At 40.1% G+C, this 16,632-nt stretch carries 7 protein-coding genes, 2 tRNA genes and 3 rRNA genes; 7 read left to right on the forward strand and 5 right to left on the reverse strand.

Annotated elements, in window-relative coordinates; all coding sequences use genetic code 11:
• Positions 1–4: 4 nt before the first annotated feature.
• The 4 genes from ABJ974_RS13860 to ABJ974_RS13875 all read right to left on the reverse strand — a co-directional run bounded on the left by ABJ974_RS13860 (position 5) and on the right by ABJ974_RS13875 (position 4,872).
• A 23S ribosomal RNA gene (locus ABJ974_RS13860) occupies positions 5–2,758 on the reverse strand.
• Between the two features lie 173 nt (positions 2,759–2,931).
• A tRNA-Ala gene (locus tag ABJ974_RS13865) sits at positions 2,932–3,005 on the reverse strand.
• An 81-nt stretch (positions 3,006–3,086) separates the two neighbouring features.
• Positions 3,087–3,160, reverse strand: a tRNA-Ile gene (locus ABJ974_RS13870).
• Positions 3,161–3,355: 195 nt separating this feature from the next.
• Positions 3,356–4,872, reverse strand: a 16S ribosomal RNA gene (locus ABJ974_RS13875).
• Together the 16S and 23S rRNA genes with 2 tRNA genes alongside form the textbook arrangement of a ribosomal RNA operon.
• Before the next feature lie 1,113 nt (positions 4,873–5,985).
• On the opposite strand from ABJ974_RS13875, the gene epsC reads away from it, so the two are divergent.
• The 7 genes from epsC to ABJ974_RS13910 all read left to right on the forward strand — a co-directional run bounded on the left by epsC (position 5,986) and on the right by ABJ974_RS13910 (position 15,725).
• Complete coding sequence (gene epsC / locus ABJ974_RS13880) at positions 5,986–6,837, forward strand: serine O-acetyltransferase EpsC (RefSeq protein ID WP_419868830.1); 852 nt, start codon at positions 5,986–5,988, stop codon at positions 6,835–6,837.
• Between the two features lie 25 nt (positions 6,838–6,862).
• Positions 6,863–7,771, forward strand: coding sequence for a cysteine synthase A (cysK, locus tag ABJ974_RS13885; protein ID WP_419868831.1), 909 nt, complete (start codon positions 6,863–6,865; stop codon positions 7,769–7,771).
• An 83-nt stretch (positions 7,772–7,854) separates the two neighbouring features.
• Complete coding sequence (cobA, locus tag ABJ974_RS13890) at positions 7,855–8,676, forward strand: uroporphyrinogen-III C-methyltransferase (protein ID WP_419868832.1); 822 nt, start codon at positions 7,855–7,857, stop codon at positions 8,674–8,676.
• Positions 8,666–10,366 carry a diflavin oxidoreductase gene (locus ABJ974_RS13895; protein WP_419868833.1) on the forward strand — a complete coding sequence of 567 codons (1,701 nt, stop codon included), beginning with the start codon at positions 8,666–8,668 and terminating at the stop codon, positions 10,364–10,366. The genes cobA and ABJ974_RS13895 overlap by 11 nt, the downstream gene beginning before the upstream one ends.
• A gap of 30 nt (positions 10,367–10,396) precedes the next feature.
• Positions 10,397–12,067: an NADPH-dependent assimilatory sulfite reductase hemoprotein subunit gene (locus ABJ974_RS13900; protein ID WP_419868834.1), complete on the forward strand. Its 1,671-nt coding sequence runs from the start codon at positions 10,397–10,399 to the stop codon at positions 12,065–12,067.
• 151 nt (positions 12,068–12,218) lie between these two features.
• Positions 12,219–15,104, forward strand: coding sequence for a TonB-dependent receptor (locus tag ABJ974_RS13905; protein WP_419868835.1), 2,886 nt, complete (start codon positions 12,219–12,221; stop codon positions 15,102–15,104).
• Positions 15,105–15,725 carry a precorrin-2 dehydrogenase/sirohydrochlorin ferrochelatase family protein gene (locus tag ABJ974_RS13910; RefSeq protein WP_419868836.1) on the forward strand — a complete coding sequence of 207 codons (621 nt, stop codon included), beginning with the start codon at positions 15,105–15,107 and terminating at the stop codon, positions 15,723–15,725.
• Between the two features lie 767 nt (positions 15,726–16,492).
• Here the strand turns inward: ABJ974_RS13910 and rrf are convergent.
• Positions 16,493–16,600 (reverse strand): 5S ribosomal RNA (gene rrf / locus ABJ974_RS13915).
• Positions 16,601–16,632: the final 32 nt, after the last annotated feature.

Below are 16,632 nucleotides of genomic sequence, written 5' to 3' on the forward strand. Positions count from 1 at the left end.
AATAGGCTATAAATCTACGGGTAATTAGTACTACTCGGCTATGCTGTTACCAACTTTACACCTGTAGCCTATCAACGTCGTCATCTACAACGACCCTTAAAAGATGTCTCATCTTGAGGCGAGTTTCGCACTTATATGCTTTCAGTGCTTATCTCTTCCAAACATAGCTACTCAGCGGTGCACCTGGCGGTACAACTGATACACCAGAGGTTTGTTCAATTCGGTCCTCTCGTACTAGAATCAAGTCCTCTCAAACATCTAACGCCCGCAATAGATAGAGACCGAACTGTCTCACGACGTTCTGAACCCAGCTCGCGTGCCACTTTAATGGGCGAACAGCCCAACCCTTGGGACCTTCTCCAGCCCCAGGATGTGACGAGCCGACATCGAGGTGCCGAACCTCCCCGTCGATGTGAGCTCTTGGGGGAGACTAGCCTGTTATCCCCGGAGTACCTTTTATCCTATGAGCGATGGCCCTTCCATACGGAACCACCGGATCACTATGTCCTGCTTTCGCACCTGATCGACTTGTTGGTCTCACAGTCAAGCACCCTTATGCCATTACACTCTACGCACGGTTACCAAGCGTGCTGAGGGTACCTTTGAAAGCCTCCGTTACTCTTTTGGAGGCGACCACCCCAGTCAAACTACCCACCACGCAATGTCCTTCTTTCGAAGTTAGGCTCCAAGTAAACAAAGGGTGGTATTTCAACGTTGGCTCCACCTACACTAGCGTGCAAGCTTCATAGCCTCCCACCTATCCTACACATTGTTTACTCAAAGTCAATACGAAGTTATAGTAAAGGTTCACAGGGTCTTTTCGTCCCATTGCGGGTAATCGGCATCTTCACCGATACTACAATTTCACCGAGCTCGTGGCTGAGACAGTGCCCAGATCGTTACACCATTCGTGCAGGTCGGAACTTACCCGACAAGGAATTTCGCTACCTTAGGACCGTTATAGTTACGGCCGCCGTTTACTGGGGCTTCAGTTAATGCCTTCGCTTACGCTAAGCACCTTCCTTAACCTTCCAGCACCGGGCAGGTGTCAGACCCTATACAGCATCTTTCGATTTAGCAGAGTCCTGTGTTTTTGATAAACAGTCGCCTGGGCCTCTTCACTGCGGCCTCCCCGGAGGGAGGCGTCTCTTATTCCGAAGTTACGAGACTATTTTGCCTAGTTCCTTAGCCACGACTCACTCGAGCACCTTAGGATTCTCTCCTCGACCACCTGTGTCGGTTTTGGTACGGGTTGCTTCACTTCGGCTTTTCTTGGATCAGATTACACTACAGCAGCTTCGCCCGAAGGCTAGGCCTTGACTATTCCGTCAGTCTCCAGCAGCTACATCCAACCGTCCCCTTTTATTGTGAGCAAGTATGGGAATATTAACCCATTGTCCATCCACTACCCCTTTCGGGTTCGCGTTAGGTCCCGACTAACCCTCAGCTGATTAGCATGGCTGAGGAAACCTTAGTCTTTCGGTGAGGGGGTTTCTCGCCCCCTTTATCGTTACTTATGCCTACATTTTCTTTTCTATCCGCTCCACAATACCTCACGATACTGCTTCGGCGCAAATAGAATGCTCTCCTACCAGATGTACATAAAGTACAAATCCATAGCTTCGGTAATATGCTTATGCCCGATTATTATCCATGCCGAACCGCTCGACTAGTGAGCTGTTACGCACTCTTTAAATGAATGGCTGCTTCCAAGCCAACATCCTAGCTGTCAATGCAGTTCAACCGCGTTGCTTCAACTTAGCATATATTTGGGGACCTTAGCTGGTGGTCTGGGTTCTTTCCCTTTCGGACATGGACCTTAGCACCCATGCCCTCACTGCCGACGAACATTTATTAGCATTCGGAGTTTGTCAGGAATTGGTAGGTGGTGAAACCCCCGCATCCAATCAGTAGCTCTACCTCTAATAAACTTAACATCGACGCTGCACCTAAATGCATTTCGGAGAGTACGAGCTATCTCCCAGTTTGATTGGCCTTTCACCCCTACCCACAGGTCATCCGAAGACTTTTCAACGTCAACCGGTTCGGTCCTCCACTCTGTGTTACCAGAGCTTCAACCTGCCCATGGGTAGATCACAAGGTTTCGCGTCTAATCCTACTAACTATCCGCCCTATTCAGACTCGCTTTCGCTCCGGCTCCGTAACTTAATTACTTAACCTCGCTAGTAAAATTAACTCGTAGGCTCATTATGCAAAAGGCACGCCGTCACACCTTAATGGTGCTCCGACCGCTTGTAGGCGTACGGTTTCAGGTTCTATTTCACCCTTCTATTCGAAGTGCTTTTCACCTTTCCTTCACAGTACTTGTTCACTATCGGTCTTTCAGGAGTATTTAGCCTTGGAGGATGGTCCCCCCATATTCAGACAGGATTTCACGTGTCCCGCCATACTCATTTATCATCTTTATATACCTTTCGAGTACAGGATTATCACCTTCTATGATTGTTCTTTCCAGAACATTCCTCTAAACATATAAAAACTTTTGGGCTAATCTGCTTTCGCTCGCCACTACTTACGGAATCTCTTCGATTTCTTTTCCTCCGGGTACTTAGATGTTTCAGTTCTCCGGGTTTGCCCCTCCTAAGAGGTAATACATCTTCAATGTATTGGGTTGCCCCATTCGGACATCTCGGGATCAATTCGTGTGTGCCAATCCCCCGAGCTTTTCGCAGCTTACCACGTCCTTCGTCGCCTCTGAAAGCCTAGGCATCCGCCATACGCCCTTAACGATTTCTTTCCTATTTTTTTAGGTTACTCAAGCACTTATAAGTGCTCGGTTTTCTCTTTGTGATGTCTTTACCGTTAATGTCAATGATCTTTAATTCTTCTGTATTAATGTAAAACGTATTCATGTATCAATGACGGCTCTCGTCATGAGGTTTACATGTCTAGTTTTACCAATACAAACTGTGGAGAATAAGGGAGTCGAACCCTTGACCTCCTGCGTGCAAGGCAGGCGCTCTAGCCAGCTGAGCTAATTCCCCGCTAGGTGCTTTTAGCTTTGGGCTTCTTGCTATTGGCTAAGGGCCAGTAGCTAGTCGCTATTTGCTATCCGCTTTAATTAGTAGTCTCGGGCAGGCTCGAACTGCCGACCTCTACATTATCAGTGTAGCGCTCTAACCAGCTGAGCTACGAGACTCTTTTACGAGTCATAAGGCATGAGCCAGAGGTTATTCTCTAATCCCTTTTTCATGTCTCTTTCTCTTTCCCTGATACTAATTTCTAGTGGGTTATATCTTATATATATACCAACCAAACAAAAAAACTAAAGCTTAACTTTAAGAAAGATTTTTGTACTTGCGTACTAATTTTTTTATCGTCTTACGACGCTCTAAAATGAGATGTTCCAGCCGCACCTTCCGGTACGGCTACCTTGTTACGACTTAGCCCTAGTTACCTGTTTTACCCTAGGCAGCTCCTTTTACGGTCACCGACTTCAGGTACCCCAGACTTCCATGGCTTGACGGGCGGTGTGTACAAGGCCCGGGAACGTATTCACCGCGCCATGGCTGATGCGCGATTACTAGCGATTCCAGCTTCATAGAGTCGAGTTGCAGACTCCAATCCGAACTGAGACCGGCTTTCGAGATTCGCATCACATCGCTGTGTAGCTGCCCTCTGTACCGGCCATTGTATTACGTGTGTGGCCCAAGGCGTAAGGGCCGTGATGATTTGACGTCATCCCCACCTTCCTCTCTACTTGCGTAGGCAGTCTCACTAGAGTCCCCAACTTAATGATGGCAACTAGTGACAGGGGTTGCGCTCGTTGCAGGACTTAACCTAACACCTCACGGCACGAGCTGACGACAACCATGCAGCACCTTGAAAATTGTCCGAAGAAAACCGTATTTCTACAGCTGTCAATTCCCATTTAAGCCTTGGTAAGGTTCCTCGCGTATCATCGAATTAAACCACATAATCCACCGCTTGTGCGGGCCCCCGTCAATTCCTTTGAGTTTCAAACTTGCGTTCGTACTCCCCAGGTGGCTAACTTATCACTTTCGCTTAGTCTCTGAACCCGAAAGCCCAAAAACGAGTTAGCATCGTTTACAGCGTGGACTACCAGGGTATCTAATCCTGTTCGCTCCCCACGCTTTCGTCCATCAGCGTCAGTTGTAACTTAGTAACCTGCCTTCGCAATTGGTGTTCTAAGTAATATCTATGCATTTCACCGCTACACTACTTATTCCAGCTACTTCAACTACACTCAAGACTTGCAGTATCAATGGCAGTTTCACAGTTAAGCTGTGAGATTTCACCACTGACTTACAAATCAGCCTACGGACCCTTTAAACCCAATAAATCCGGATAACGCTTGCACCCTCCGTATTACCGCGGCTGCTGGCACGGAGTTAGCCGGTGCTTATTCGTATAGTACCTTCAGCTAGATACACGTATCTAGGTTTATCCCTATACAAAAGAAGTTTACAACCCATAGGGCCGTCGTCCTTCACGCGGGATGGCTGGATCAGGCGCTAACCCATTGTCCAATATTCCTCACTGCTGCCTCCCGTAGGAGTCTGGTCCGTGTCTCAGTACCAGTGTGGGGGATCACCCTCTCAGGCCCCCTAAAGATCACTGACTTGGTGAGCCGTTACCTCACCAACTATCTAATCTTGCGCGTGCCCATCTCTATCCACCGGAGTTTTCAATAATCATTGATGCCAATAATTATATTATGGGGTATTAATCTCCCTTTCGGAAGGCTATCCCCCAGATAAAGGCAGGTTGCACACGTGTTCCGCACCCGTACGCCGCTCTCTAATTCCCGAAAGAATTATACCGCTCGGCTTGCATGTGTTAGGCCTCCCGCTAGCGTTCATCCTGAGCCAGGATCAAACTCTCCATTGTATGTTTGTATCTCTCTCTCAAAGGTTTTAACGCTTTAGTTTTTTCCTTACTTGGTTGTTATATCTTATTTCAATGATCTCTTCTCTTTCGCTACATACAAAACTAATCCTCTGTCTGTTTCATTCCGTATTTGCGAGTGCAAAAGTATGTATTTATTTCTTATCGACCAAATCTTTCTGAAAAAAAATTAAAGTTTTTTTTTAATAACCCTAAATTCCCATCCTAATTCAATCTTAACTCCTGCGCTACCCTCGATAAAAGGGTGGGCAAAGATAATCAACTTTATCTCTATATCCAAAAGTTTTTATACCTTTTTTTAAAAGATTGTTTGCTAATTTTAATTTTATACTCCTGCGCTACTGTTTCTTTTTCAGTGCTGCAAAGATAGAATCTTTTAGTCTCCCATTCCAAAAGTTTATATCCCTATTTTTTTACTTGGGGATAACTTTTATTGTAATTAGCTATTTTATAAATTGTTAGGAATTATCATTACGTTACTAACATTGATCATGGAAGAGATATGAAGGGGGGTATAGAGTTATATTACACCGTTAGAAGAGGGAAATGAGGGAGGGATTGCAAGGAAAAAAGAAGCTTTACTGCTGAGAACTGTTAAAGATTCTTCGCTGCGCTCTGAAGGACAAGTTATGATGTCCGTGTTATAGGGTAGATATCTCATTCCATGCTTCCAGGTTTATATATGACTAATACAATGAGGGTAGTTTCGAAATAGTGAAACAAAACGGTAAGGGAGCCTGGGATTGCAAGGAAAACAGAAAGCTTTACTACTGAAAACTGTTAAAAGATTCTTCGCTGCGCTCTGAATGACAAAATAGAAATGTTCTTCTATTAAGGTTACTGATTCTTATACATGTGTAGAAACATATCTCTATAAATATCTAAATTCTATTTATTTTTTTAGTCTACTAATTTGGTAGATTAATTTATTGTATTAAATTTGCTAACTTAAAAACACAAAGAAAAGGATTCAGAATAAAAAAATCTATCCAGATTACAGTATCAAAATGTGTATAACGGAAATGATCATTTAATATAATAATCGTTCAACAGTACTACTTCGGAAAGTTTATTGTATTATCTAAAGAAAAAATTATGGAGAACCAGAATAAAGAAGATGCATTTTTAAATTATCTATTTGCAAAAAAGCAAGAAGACAGTTATCTCTTTCATGAAAAACATCTGGTAGAAGCTTTTATTCAAGAATTGTTTGATACCCTGTTTATATATCATCTCGAAGCTTACCAATCTGTTGCAGAGCTGCAAACCAAATTTGACTATTTAAGAAATCAGTTAAAGACTTTAATCAGCAAGGTCTCCAAAAAGAAAGATTCTTCTTATATAGATCAGCAGGTACAAGAATTTTTTGATCAGGTTCCTAATATATATGATCTGTTATTGCTAGATGCTGAGGAGACATTAAATTTTGACCCTGCCACTCAATCCAAAGAAGAAATATTTATTTCTTATCCAGGTTTCTTTGCTACCGCTATTCATCGTTTTGCCCACCAGCTTTATTCTCAGAAAATTACCATTCTTCCGAGAGTAATGAGTGAATATGCCCACGGAAAAACAGGGATAGATATTAATCCCGGGGCAAAAATTGGCAAGTATTTTTTTATTGATCACGGAACCGGTGTGGTTATCGGTGAAACATCTGTGATAGGAGATCATGTAAAAATATATCAAGGGGTAACTCTGGGAGCTCTGAACGTATCCAAAGACCTGGCAAGTTTAAAAAGGCATCCCACTATTCAGGATCATGTAGTTATTTACTCAGGTGCTACCATTCTGGGTGGAAAGACGATCATCGGTGAAGGCTGCATTATCGGGGGAAATGTTTGGTTGACCCATTCTGTACCTTCCAACTCAGTAGTTTATCATACCAACCAGATAAAAATAAAAGATAATAATCCGTTTCCGGATGTTATTGATTTCGTAATATAAATAAGTATTAACAAAAATATTAGATATGGCATTTCAGAATATTTTAGAAACCATTGGGAACACTCCTACCGTAAGAGTTTCAAAATTATTTCCACAGCATGATGTTTATGTGAAGTTGGAAAAAAATAATCCCGGCGGAAGTATCAAGGATCGTATTGCATTGGCAATGATAGAAGATGCGGAGGCTAAAGGATTATTGAATAAGGATACTCAAATTATTGAACCTACCAGCGGAAATACAGGAATAGGTTTAGCATTAGTAGCAGCAGTAAAAGGATATAAACTGACTTTGGTGATGCCCGAGAGCATGAGTATTGAAAGAAGAAAGCTGATGGAAGTATACGGAGCCAATTTCGTTTTAACACCCCGTGAAAAAGGAATGAAAGGTGCTATTGAAAAGGCTGAAGAACTGATTAGCTCCACTGAAAATTCATGGATGCCAAAGCAATTTGACAATCAGGCAAATGTTGAAATACATAAGAAAACAACGGCTGAAGAGATTATAAAAGATTTTCCAAATGGCCTGGATTATCTGGTGACCGGTGTAGGAACCGGAGGACATATCACCGGAGTAGGTGAAATTTTAAAGCAAAAATTTCCTAATCTTAAGGTAATAGCTGTAGAGCCGGAACTTTCTCCTGTTTTAAGCGGAGGCGAACCAGGTCCACACCCACTTCAGGGAATCGGTGCCGGATTTGTTCCAAGTATATTAAATACTTCTATTTTGGACGAGATCGTAAAAGTAAGCAAAGATGAAGCTTTCGGTTTCGCACAAAAGGCTGCTAAGGAGGAAGGTATTTTCGGAGGTATTTCTTCGGGAGCATCTTTAGCGGCAATATCTAAAATTCTAGCCGACAAAAAAGAGAATGTTAAGATCGTAACCTTTAATTATGATACGGGAGAAAGATATCTCTCTGTAGAAGGTTTATTTTAAAAAACAGATAAATCAAAAATTATCCTTCCTAAGTGTTGGATATTTTTTTAACTCAATAGTCTACAAAAATAGTAGAGAATACAATGAAAGGAAAAGTTTATTTAATAGGTGCCGGCCCGGGAGATCCGGATCTTATCACCATAAAAGCCATCAAGGCTCTACAAAAATCGGATATTGTCTTAGTTGACAGATTGGTTTCTTCACAAATTTTAGAAGATTATTTTTCTGGAGAAATCGTACATGTAGGCAAAGAGTGCAGAAGAGGAGCTTCAACTCCACAGTCTATCATTAACGAAATGATGGTGCAGTATGCTCAGGAAGGGAAAATTGTTTCTCGATTAAAGGGAGGGGATGTATCCATATTTTCCAACGTCCTTGATGAACTAAAAGCTTTAAAAAGCCACGCCATTTCCTATGAAATCATTCCGGGAATTACAGCCGCCTTAGGAGCTGCCTCTTATTCCGGAATTCCTCTTACTGCAAGGGAATATACCACGGCAGTAAGATTTATGACCTATTATAAAAATGATATCGTAGGAGATGAATATTGGAAAGATCTCGCCGGGACTAAAGATACTCTTGTCTTTTATATGTCTGTGGCCACTCTTCCCCAGCTGGTTGAAAAACTAAAAAAAGAAAATATTACATCGGATAAAAAGATAGCCATCATAGAACAGGCCACTACTCCACTGCAAAGAGTTCATACGTGCAGCTTTGAGGAATATGAAACTACTTTAAAAAACAAAAAATTTATTTCTCCTTCTTTGGTCATCATCGGAAACGTAGTCAATCTATATGATGAATTCCACTGGCTGGAGAACAATTCTTCCGAGGATCAATATTTCCCGCCGGTTGAAAAGCTTAACAATTATCTAACTTATAAATATGTAGAGAATGCTGTCTGAAAATAAATTACAAAGTATAAAGAAATTATTCTCGGAATTCAGCCCACAGGAATTGGTATGGGTCAATGGTTATATCACAGGATTGCTTGAAACTTCTTCTGATAAAATAGGATCAGCCACTCCTCCTGTTAATCAAAAGCCTAAAAAGATAACATTAGCTTACGGAACTGAAACGGGAAATGCAAAAAGGCTGGCAACACAGCTGGCGACTATTGCCAAGAAACAGCATATTCAGGTAAAGTTAACCGGTATAGATCAATATCGTTTGAACGATCTGCCGAAAGAAGAATATTTTTTCCTAGTAATAAGCACGCAGGGGGACGGCGAGCCACCTATTTTAGCCAAGAAATTTTATGATTACATCCTGGAAAATACGATTGACCTTTCTAAAGTTAACTTTGGAATATTAGGCCTGGGAGATTCTTCCTATCCGGAATTTTGTAAAACTGCGGAAGATGTACAAAAAAGATATCTTGAGCTTGGGGGACATGAGTTTTATCCAATCCAGAAGTGTGATACCGATTATCAGAAGGATGCGGAACATTGGTTTAATGGTGTTCTGGCAAAATTGCAGTCAGAAAGCTCGACAATTGATCTTCCCAAAAAAGAGCCGTCTACTAATTCTTCTTCTCAAACTAAAAAATATTATGAAGGTGTTGTAGCTACTCATATCAATTTAAATGATACCGGATCTAATAAAGAAACCTATCATATTGAAATCACAACTGAGGATGAAATCGACTATGAACCGGGAGACGCATTAGGCGTTATTCCTGCCAATAAAGTGGAGCGGGTGAATGAAATTTTAAATTTCGTTCAATTTGATCCTCAGAAAGTAGTGGTTACAGAAAGAGTAACCGCTTCTGCTGAAGAACTTTTAAAGCAACATTTTAATATAAGTTATCTTTCCAAATCAACCATAAAGAAATATGCTGAGCTCACCGGTCATGCTATTCAGGAGGAAAGATTAGGTTTATTGGATTTACTGCAAAAGTACCCCCTGAATATTGATTTTGAAAAGGTGATTGCTATTTTACCGTCGCAATCTCCCCGATTATATTCCGTTTCTTCTTCTCCATCCGGACATGGAACAACGGAAATTCATTTAACGGTTTCAAAGAACAGATTTATCATTGATGATAAAGAAAAAGTAGGTGTTTGCAGCGAATTTCTTTCGGAGCTGGATATTGACCAGAAAGTAGAATTCTATATTCAAAAAGCCCATCACTTTAAACTTCCAGACGAAAATAAAGATATTATTATGATCGGCCCGGGAACCGGAATTGCCCCTTTCAGATCATTCATCACAGAAAGAGATGCCGTCGGAGCTACAGGAAAAAACTGGCTGTTCTTCGGAGATCAGCATTTCGTAACCGATTTCCTTTATCAGACGGAGATCCAAAGTTTCTTACAAACAGGAGCGATATCCAATCTGGATCTGGCTTTTTCAAGGGACGGAAAGGAGAAAGTATATGTACAGCACCGGTTAAAAGAAAAGTCAGCCGAGGTTTATGAATGGCTGGAAAATGGGGCCCACCTGTACGTCTGCGGAAGTAAGGACCCGATGTTCAATGATGTAAAAAATACACTTCTTGAGATTCTGGAAGAAAACGGAAAGACAGAAGAAGAGGCTCAGCTTTATCTTGACGAGCTTGAAGATAATGAACGATTTGCAAAGGATGTATACTAAGAATAAAAAATAACAAAACACAATTATAAAATGTCAGAACAGAAAAACTTGTCTCCGGTAGAAAAAATAAAAACCGAAAGTAAGGGATTAAGAGGAACTTTGGAGGAAAGTCTTTCAGATCAATATACGGGGGCATTACGCGAACCGGATCAGCAGCTGGTAAAATTCCATGGAATGTATCAGCAGGATGACCGTGACCGGAGAGAGGAAAGAAATCAGAAAAAACTGGAGTGGCTGTATTCTTATATGATCAGGTTAAGAATTCCGGGAGGTCTTATCAGCCCTCAACAATGGGAAGGCCTGCATCATATTGCAGGACAATACTCCACAGGAACTATAAAAATAACTACCCGGCAGACCGTTCAGCTGCACGGAATATTGAAGTCGCAGACGAAGCCGACGATAAAATCTTTTAACACCCTACACCTTGATTCTATTGCAGCTTGTGGGGATGTTAACAGGAATGTGACGTGTTCATCACACCCTTCCGAATCTCCTTTACATGGAAAGGTCCATGCATTAGCATCAAAAATAAGTGAGCTGTGTCTTCCTAAAACGGCTGCCTATTATGAAATATGGCTGGATGAGGAACAGATTGAAGAAAAAAAGAACCCTACTGATCCTTTGTATCAGGACAGATATCTACCCAGAAAACTTAAAATAGGAATTGCAGTACCTCCCAATAATGATGTAGATGTTTTCATTAATGATATTGCATTGATCGCCATTATTGAAAATGGAGAGCTTAAAGGTTATAATATTGGAGCCGGAGGCGGACTTGGTGCCACTCACGGTAATGCAGCAACCTATGCCCGACTGGCATCGATTTTCGGATTTCTTGATACGGAAGAAAAGGTTTTAAAAGCAGTCTATGAAATTATTACCGTCCAAAGAGATTATGGAAACAGGAGTGACAGAAAACTTTCACGTCTGAAATATACGATTGACAGACTGGGAATAGATGAATATAAACGTTTGGTGGAAGAACGATGCGGTTTTCAGTTTGAAGAAGCACGCCCTTACGAATTTACCCAAAGAAAGGACCGTTACGGCTGGGTACAAAATCATGAAGGGAAATGGTATTTCACCTTATTTGTAGAAAGCGGAAGGGTTTTAGATGAAGGAAAATATTTATTAAAAACCGGATTATTAAAAGTGGCGGAAACCGGTAAAGCTAATTTCCGTTTTACCTGTAATCAAAATCTAATTTTAGCGGATATTTTGCCGGAAGATAAGAAAGAGATAGAAACCATTCTTGAGGAACATGGCATTACAACTTATACAGACCAGGCGAGTGCACTCCGAAAAAATTCAATTGCGTGTGTAGCTTTTAATACCTGCTCACTGGCTTTAGCAGAAGCTCAGCGATATCTTCCCAGCTTGATCACTAAGATAGAACCTATTCTTGAAAAATACCATCTTCAGGAGGATGATATCACCATCAGAATGACTGGCTGTCCTAATGGCTGCGGTAGATCTCCTAATGCTGAAATAGGTCTTATAGGAACGGCTTACGGAAAATATAATCTGCATATCGGCGGAGACAGACTCGGAACCAGACTGAATTCAAAGTATAAAGAAAACCTGGAGGAATCTGAAATTTTAGAAACCCTGGATTCGCTTTTTTCAGATTATTCCCAACATAAGTCCGGAAAAGAGACTTTCGGAGATTTTACATTCAGAACCATTATCAAAAATTAAATTTATCGCAGTGAAACACTTCATGTTGAAAAAAATAAAATCAAACCATCAAAAAAACGGCTTTATCAGGAATATTTATTTCTCAAGTATGTGTTGTTAGTTATTCCTTTCAATAATTAAATACCAACTAAGAATAAATACTCTTTAATATATGAAATTTACAAATAACCGACAGATAAAAAAATATACATTCGGTATATTCCTGTTGTCCGCAACTACAATTTATGGACAGCAACAATTAGTAGAGATTACGGGATCCGTACAAAGCAGTGACCACAGAAATCTTGCGGGAGCTCATATCAAAGTTAAAAATACTTCTGAGGAAGCCATCAGTGAACAAGATGGAGAGTTTAAGCTCAGAACAAGAATAAGCTTTCCTTTTATAATCACGGTAGAAAAAAAAGGCTATGAACCTACCCAGGTGGAAGTTCTTAACGGAGAAAGTAAAATTTCCGTTGAACTTAATTCCCAAGCCCATATTATAGATGATGTGGTAATTACCGCCTCAAGAACAGAAGAGAGGTCATTAACATCTCCTGTTTCTATTGAAAAAATAGGGATCAGGGCTATCCGTGAAACCCCTGCCCCTTCTTTTTATGAAACACTTGAAAATGTAAAAGGTGTCCAGCTGTTAACTTCAAGTCTTACCTTGAAAGTTCCTAATGCACGAGGATTCAATTCTCCAAATAATTTCAGGTTCATGCAGCTGGTAGATGGTGTAGACGTACAGGCCGCAACCCTTGGGGTTCCATTGGGAAATGCCATTGGACCTACAGAGCTGGATATTCAGTCTTTGGAAATCACACCTGGTGCTGCTTCTGCTTTATATGGCATGAATGCCATTAATGGGCTGGCAAGTTTACAAACAAAAAATCCATTCAAAACGGAAGGATTAAGTTTTTATCTCCGTGGGGGACTCAATCATATAGATGATGCGAGTCATGGAGCCGCCTCTACCCATGAAGTTGCCATGAGATATGCTAAAAAGATCAGTGATAAATTAGCTTTTAAAATTAATGGTTCCTATCTTACCGGAGTAGACTGGATTTCCAATACTTTAATTGATCAAAACCCTAATTATCTTACAACAGCCAACCCTGATTTTTCTGAATTAGGCGGAAGCAATAATCCGGCGCAGAATTTATGGAACAAATACGGGGATGAAAGGAATAACCGGACTACGGTAAAAGCCACCATCAATGGAAAAACCCAGATATTCAATGTTTCCAGAACAGGATATCTGGAAAAAGATCTTGTAGATCCGAACGTACGTAATATAAAGTTTGATGCGGGTCTTTATTATAAAATATTTAATAACACGGAAGTTTCCTATAATTACCGTTATGGATTACTAGACGGAACTTTCCAACGGGGTAATAAAATCCGTCTTCAGGGAGCTACTGTTCAAAACCATAAGCTGGAAGTTAAAGGAAAAGAATTTGATATAAAAGGTTATATCTCCGTGGAAAATACGGGTAAATCTTATAATTTAAAACCTTTAGCCGATAATCTGGATTTAACCAATAAATCCAATAAAGATTGGGCCAATGTATTTCAGACCGCTTTGCAAAATGAAATCAATGCCGGTAACGATCTTGCCAATGCCTTTATAAAAGCAAGGCAAGCTGCCGACCAGGGACGGGTAGAGCCCGGAACAGCTGCTTTTGATGCCCTGAAAAATACGATTATGGGAATCAATAACTGGGATCACGTCAATGCCGGATATCCTAACGCACCACTAACAGGAGGTGCATGGCTGAAACAGCAATCCACCACTTACAATATAGACGGTACTTACAATCTGTCGCGCTATGTTAAATATTTTGATCTTTTGGTGGGAGCAGATTACCGGGTATATTCGGTATTACCTGATGGTAACAACTTTGTAGATTTCAACCGTCCGGTAGCTGAAAGGAATACGCCGCTTGCCGATGGAAGTTTCGGAAAAAATCAGCTGTACAAAAAATTTGGGGCTTTTGCTCAAATAACGAAAACCATTTTTGATGATAAATTAAAGTTGAACGCATCTTTAAGAGTTGACAATAATCCTCTGTTTAAAACAAAACTTAATCCCCGATTTGCTGTGGTCTACTCTCCGGTAAAACAGCATAATTTCAGAGCTTCCTATCAGAATGGATTTAGATTTCCTTCCATTTTTGAAGCTTTAGGATATGTCAATAATGGTGGGGTGAGACGTGTTGGAGGTCTTGAAATGGTTAATGAGGGACAAGGTTTTTTAAATAACTCTTATACTCTTGAATCAATTGACCTTTTCAATGCTTCTGTTAACGCAGCAATTTCTACAGGACAGACTCAAGAAGCTGCTGTTCAAAATAGTAAATCACTTTTAACAGTAGCTAATCTTCCTGAAATGAAACCTGAACAAATCAATTCATTTGAAATAGGTTACCGGTCTATCCTTTTAGATAATAAAATAGCTATCGACTGGGATGCTTATTACAATATTTATGACGGTTTCCTGGGACAGGTAGAAGTTGCTGTTCCTAAAAACGGGGATGTAGGAACATCAGCCGGAATTAATGATATGCTGGACCGAACACAACAAACCAGGTTCAGAGTGTTTACCAATAGTGTCAATAAATATAAAAGCGTAGGTTCTACCTTGGGAATCCGGTATAACTTTTATGAAAACTATACGGTCTCCACTAACTTCAGCTACAATGATTTGATTTCAAACAATAATAATGATATTTTCATTACTGCTTTCAATACCCCGAAATGGATGATAAATATGAGCTTTGGTAATAAGGAAATATTTAAAAATGTTGGATTTAATATTGTAGGTAAATGGCAGACAGGGTTCGATTGGCAGAGTCCATTGGCAAACGGTTATGTACCATCTTATGCCACCGTTGATGCTCAGATCAGCATTAAATTTCCTGAAATTAGTTCTAACTTAAAAATAGGAGGTACTAATATATTTAATCGTTATTATTACCAATATGCTGCTGGGCCTACTATTGGAGGATTATATTATATTGCGTATACGTTTGATCTTAATCTTAAAAAAAGCTAAATGGGTAATACTCTCTTTCCTGTATTTTTGAAAACAGAAAATATCCGTTTCCTGATTATCGGTGGCGGAAATGTGGGTTTTGAAAAAGTTTCAGCCTTACTGAAACAAAATCCTGAAGCTAAAATCAGAATTATAGCTAAAACTTTCGGACATGATCTAAAAGAAGCATTCAATCAATATCCTCATATTGAATATCAAGTAAAAGAGTTTGAAGAATCAGATATAGAAAATACAGACATAGTAATTGCAGCAACCAATGACAATAGTCTCCATCAGAAAATAAAGCAAGTTGCCAATGCAAAAAATATATTGGTAAATGTAGCCGATCAACCTGATCTCTGTGATTTTTACCTGGGATCAATTGTGAAAAAAGGAGATTTAAAAATAGCTATTTCAACTAATGGTAAATCCCCTACAATAGCCAAAAGATTAAGAGAAACATTTGATGAAAATATCCCTGATGAAATCGATGAAGTTCTCCATCATCTCCAGCTATTACGTACTCATTTAAAAGGTGATTTCAGGAACAAGCTGGAAATACTAAACAAAATAACCCAAACTCTTTCTCATTCTCCGGAAGATCTACCGAGGTATATGGATTATTTATCACGGTATAGATAGAATAAGGGTTTATCAAAACAGGCTCAGGGATTTATTCTCTGGGCTTTTTTATTTGGTAGAAGTGAAGTGTGTATAAGAGTTTGAGATTAATAGTATTTTAGCAGTACTAGGGTTTGAGGATAGAGTTTTTAACCTCTTGATATTTCAGGGTCTGTTTCCCGTAGTTTGGAGGAAAGAACTGTCTAGGTTAGTAATTTTTAGTATTATGGCTATTCTGCGGATTTTCTGTCCTTGATTTATTGGATTCTGTTTCCTTTGTATAGTGACTATTTAAAGAGCATTTGCAATCCCTACCTATATTATAACCTACAGGTGCTTCTGCTGGATATTTTTTCTATTGATTTCTACCTTGCTTTAAATAGACTGGTTTGCCTTGTATAAAGAGTTATATAAAGGTTCATTTGCTATCCCTACCTATAGGTATTTCTGATGGATATCTTTATGTATGATCTCTGTCTTGCTTTAGTGGATTCAGATTACTTTTACTTTGTATAAAGATCATTTGCAATCCCTACCTATAGATGTATCTGGTGGATATCTATTCTGTGAGGTTTCTGTCTTACTTTATTAGGTTCAGTAGGCTCTGGATAAAGATTGTATAAAGTTTCATTCGCAATCCCTACCTAGTTTAGTTGTTTCAGTTTATCTTAGTATAAGGATTATATAAAGAACATTTTCAACCTATAGCTAAGGTATTCCCTGTTATCAGTGTATTATTATATAAAAACAAAAAAGTCTCATACATCAGTATGAGACTTTTAAATAAAAACTGGCGGCGACCTACTCTCCCGCGTTAGCAGTACCATCGGCGCTGGTGGGCTTAACTTCTGTGTTCGGAATGGGAACAGGTGAGCCCCACCGCTAAAACCACCCTAAAGAAGGTATATAGCTGTAGGCAGTAGGCTAT

Origin of the sequence: Chryseobacterium sp. CT-SW4, from assembly GCF_048572715.1 — a bacterium.
In the GTDB taxonomy this organism is placed as follows: Bacteria; Bacteroidota; Bacteroidia; order Flavobacteriales; family Weeksellaceae; genus Chryseobacterium.

What these genes read in the sequence shown, in the direction of transcription:
- ABJ974_RS13900 (WP_419868834.1), top strand. Translation starts at nt 10,397, where the DNA reads ATGTCAGAACAGAAAAACTTGTCTCCGGTAGAAAAAATAAAAACCGAA.
- epsC (WP_419868830.1), top strand. Translation starts at nt 5,986, where the DNA reads ATGGAGAACCAGAATAAAGAAGATGCATTTTTAAATTATCTATTTGCA.
- ABJ974_RS13895 (WP_419868833.1), top strand. Translation starts at nt 8,666, where the DNA reads ATGCTGTCTGAAAATAAATTACAAAGTATAAAGAAATTATTCTCGGAA.
- ABJ974_RS13905 (WP_419868835.1), top strand. Translation starts at nt 12,219, where the DNA reads ATGAAATTTACAAATAACCGACAGATAAAAAAATATACATTCGGTATA.
- ABJ974_RS13910 (WP_419868836.1), top strand. Translation starts at nt 15,105, where the DNA reads ATGGGTAATACTCTCTTTCCTGTATTTTTGAAAACAGAAAATATCCGT.
- cysK (WP_419868831.1), top strand. Translation starts at nt 6,863, where the DNA reads ATGGCATTTCAGAATATTTTAGAAACCATTGGGAACACTCCTACCGTA.
- cobA (WP_419868832.1), top strand. Translation starts at nt 7,855, where the DNA reads ATGAAAGGAAAAGTTTATTTAATAGGTGCCGGCCCGGGAGATCCGGAT.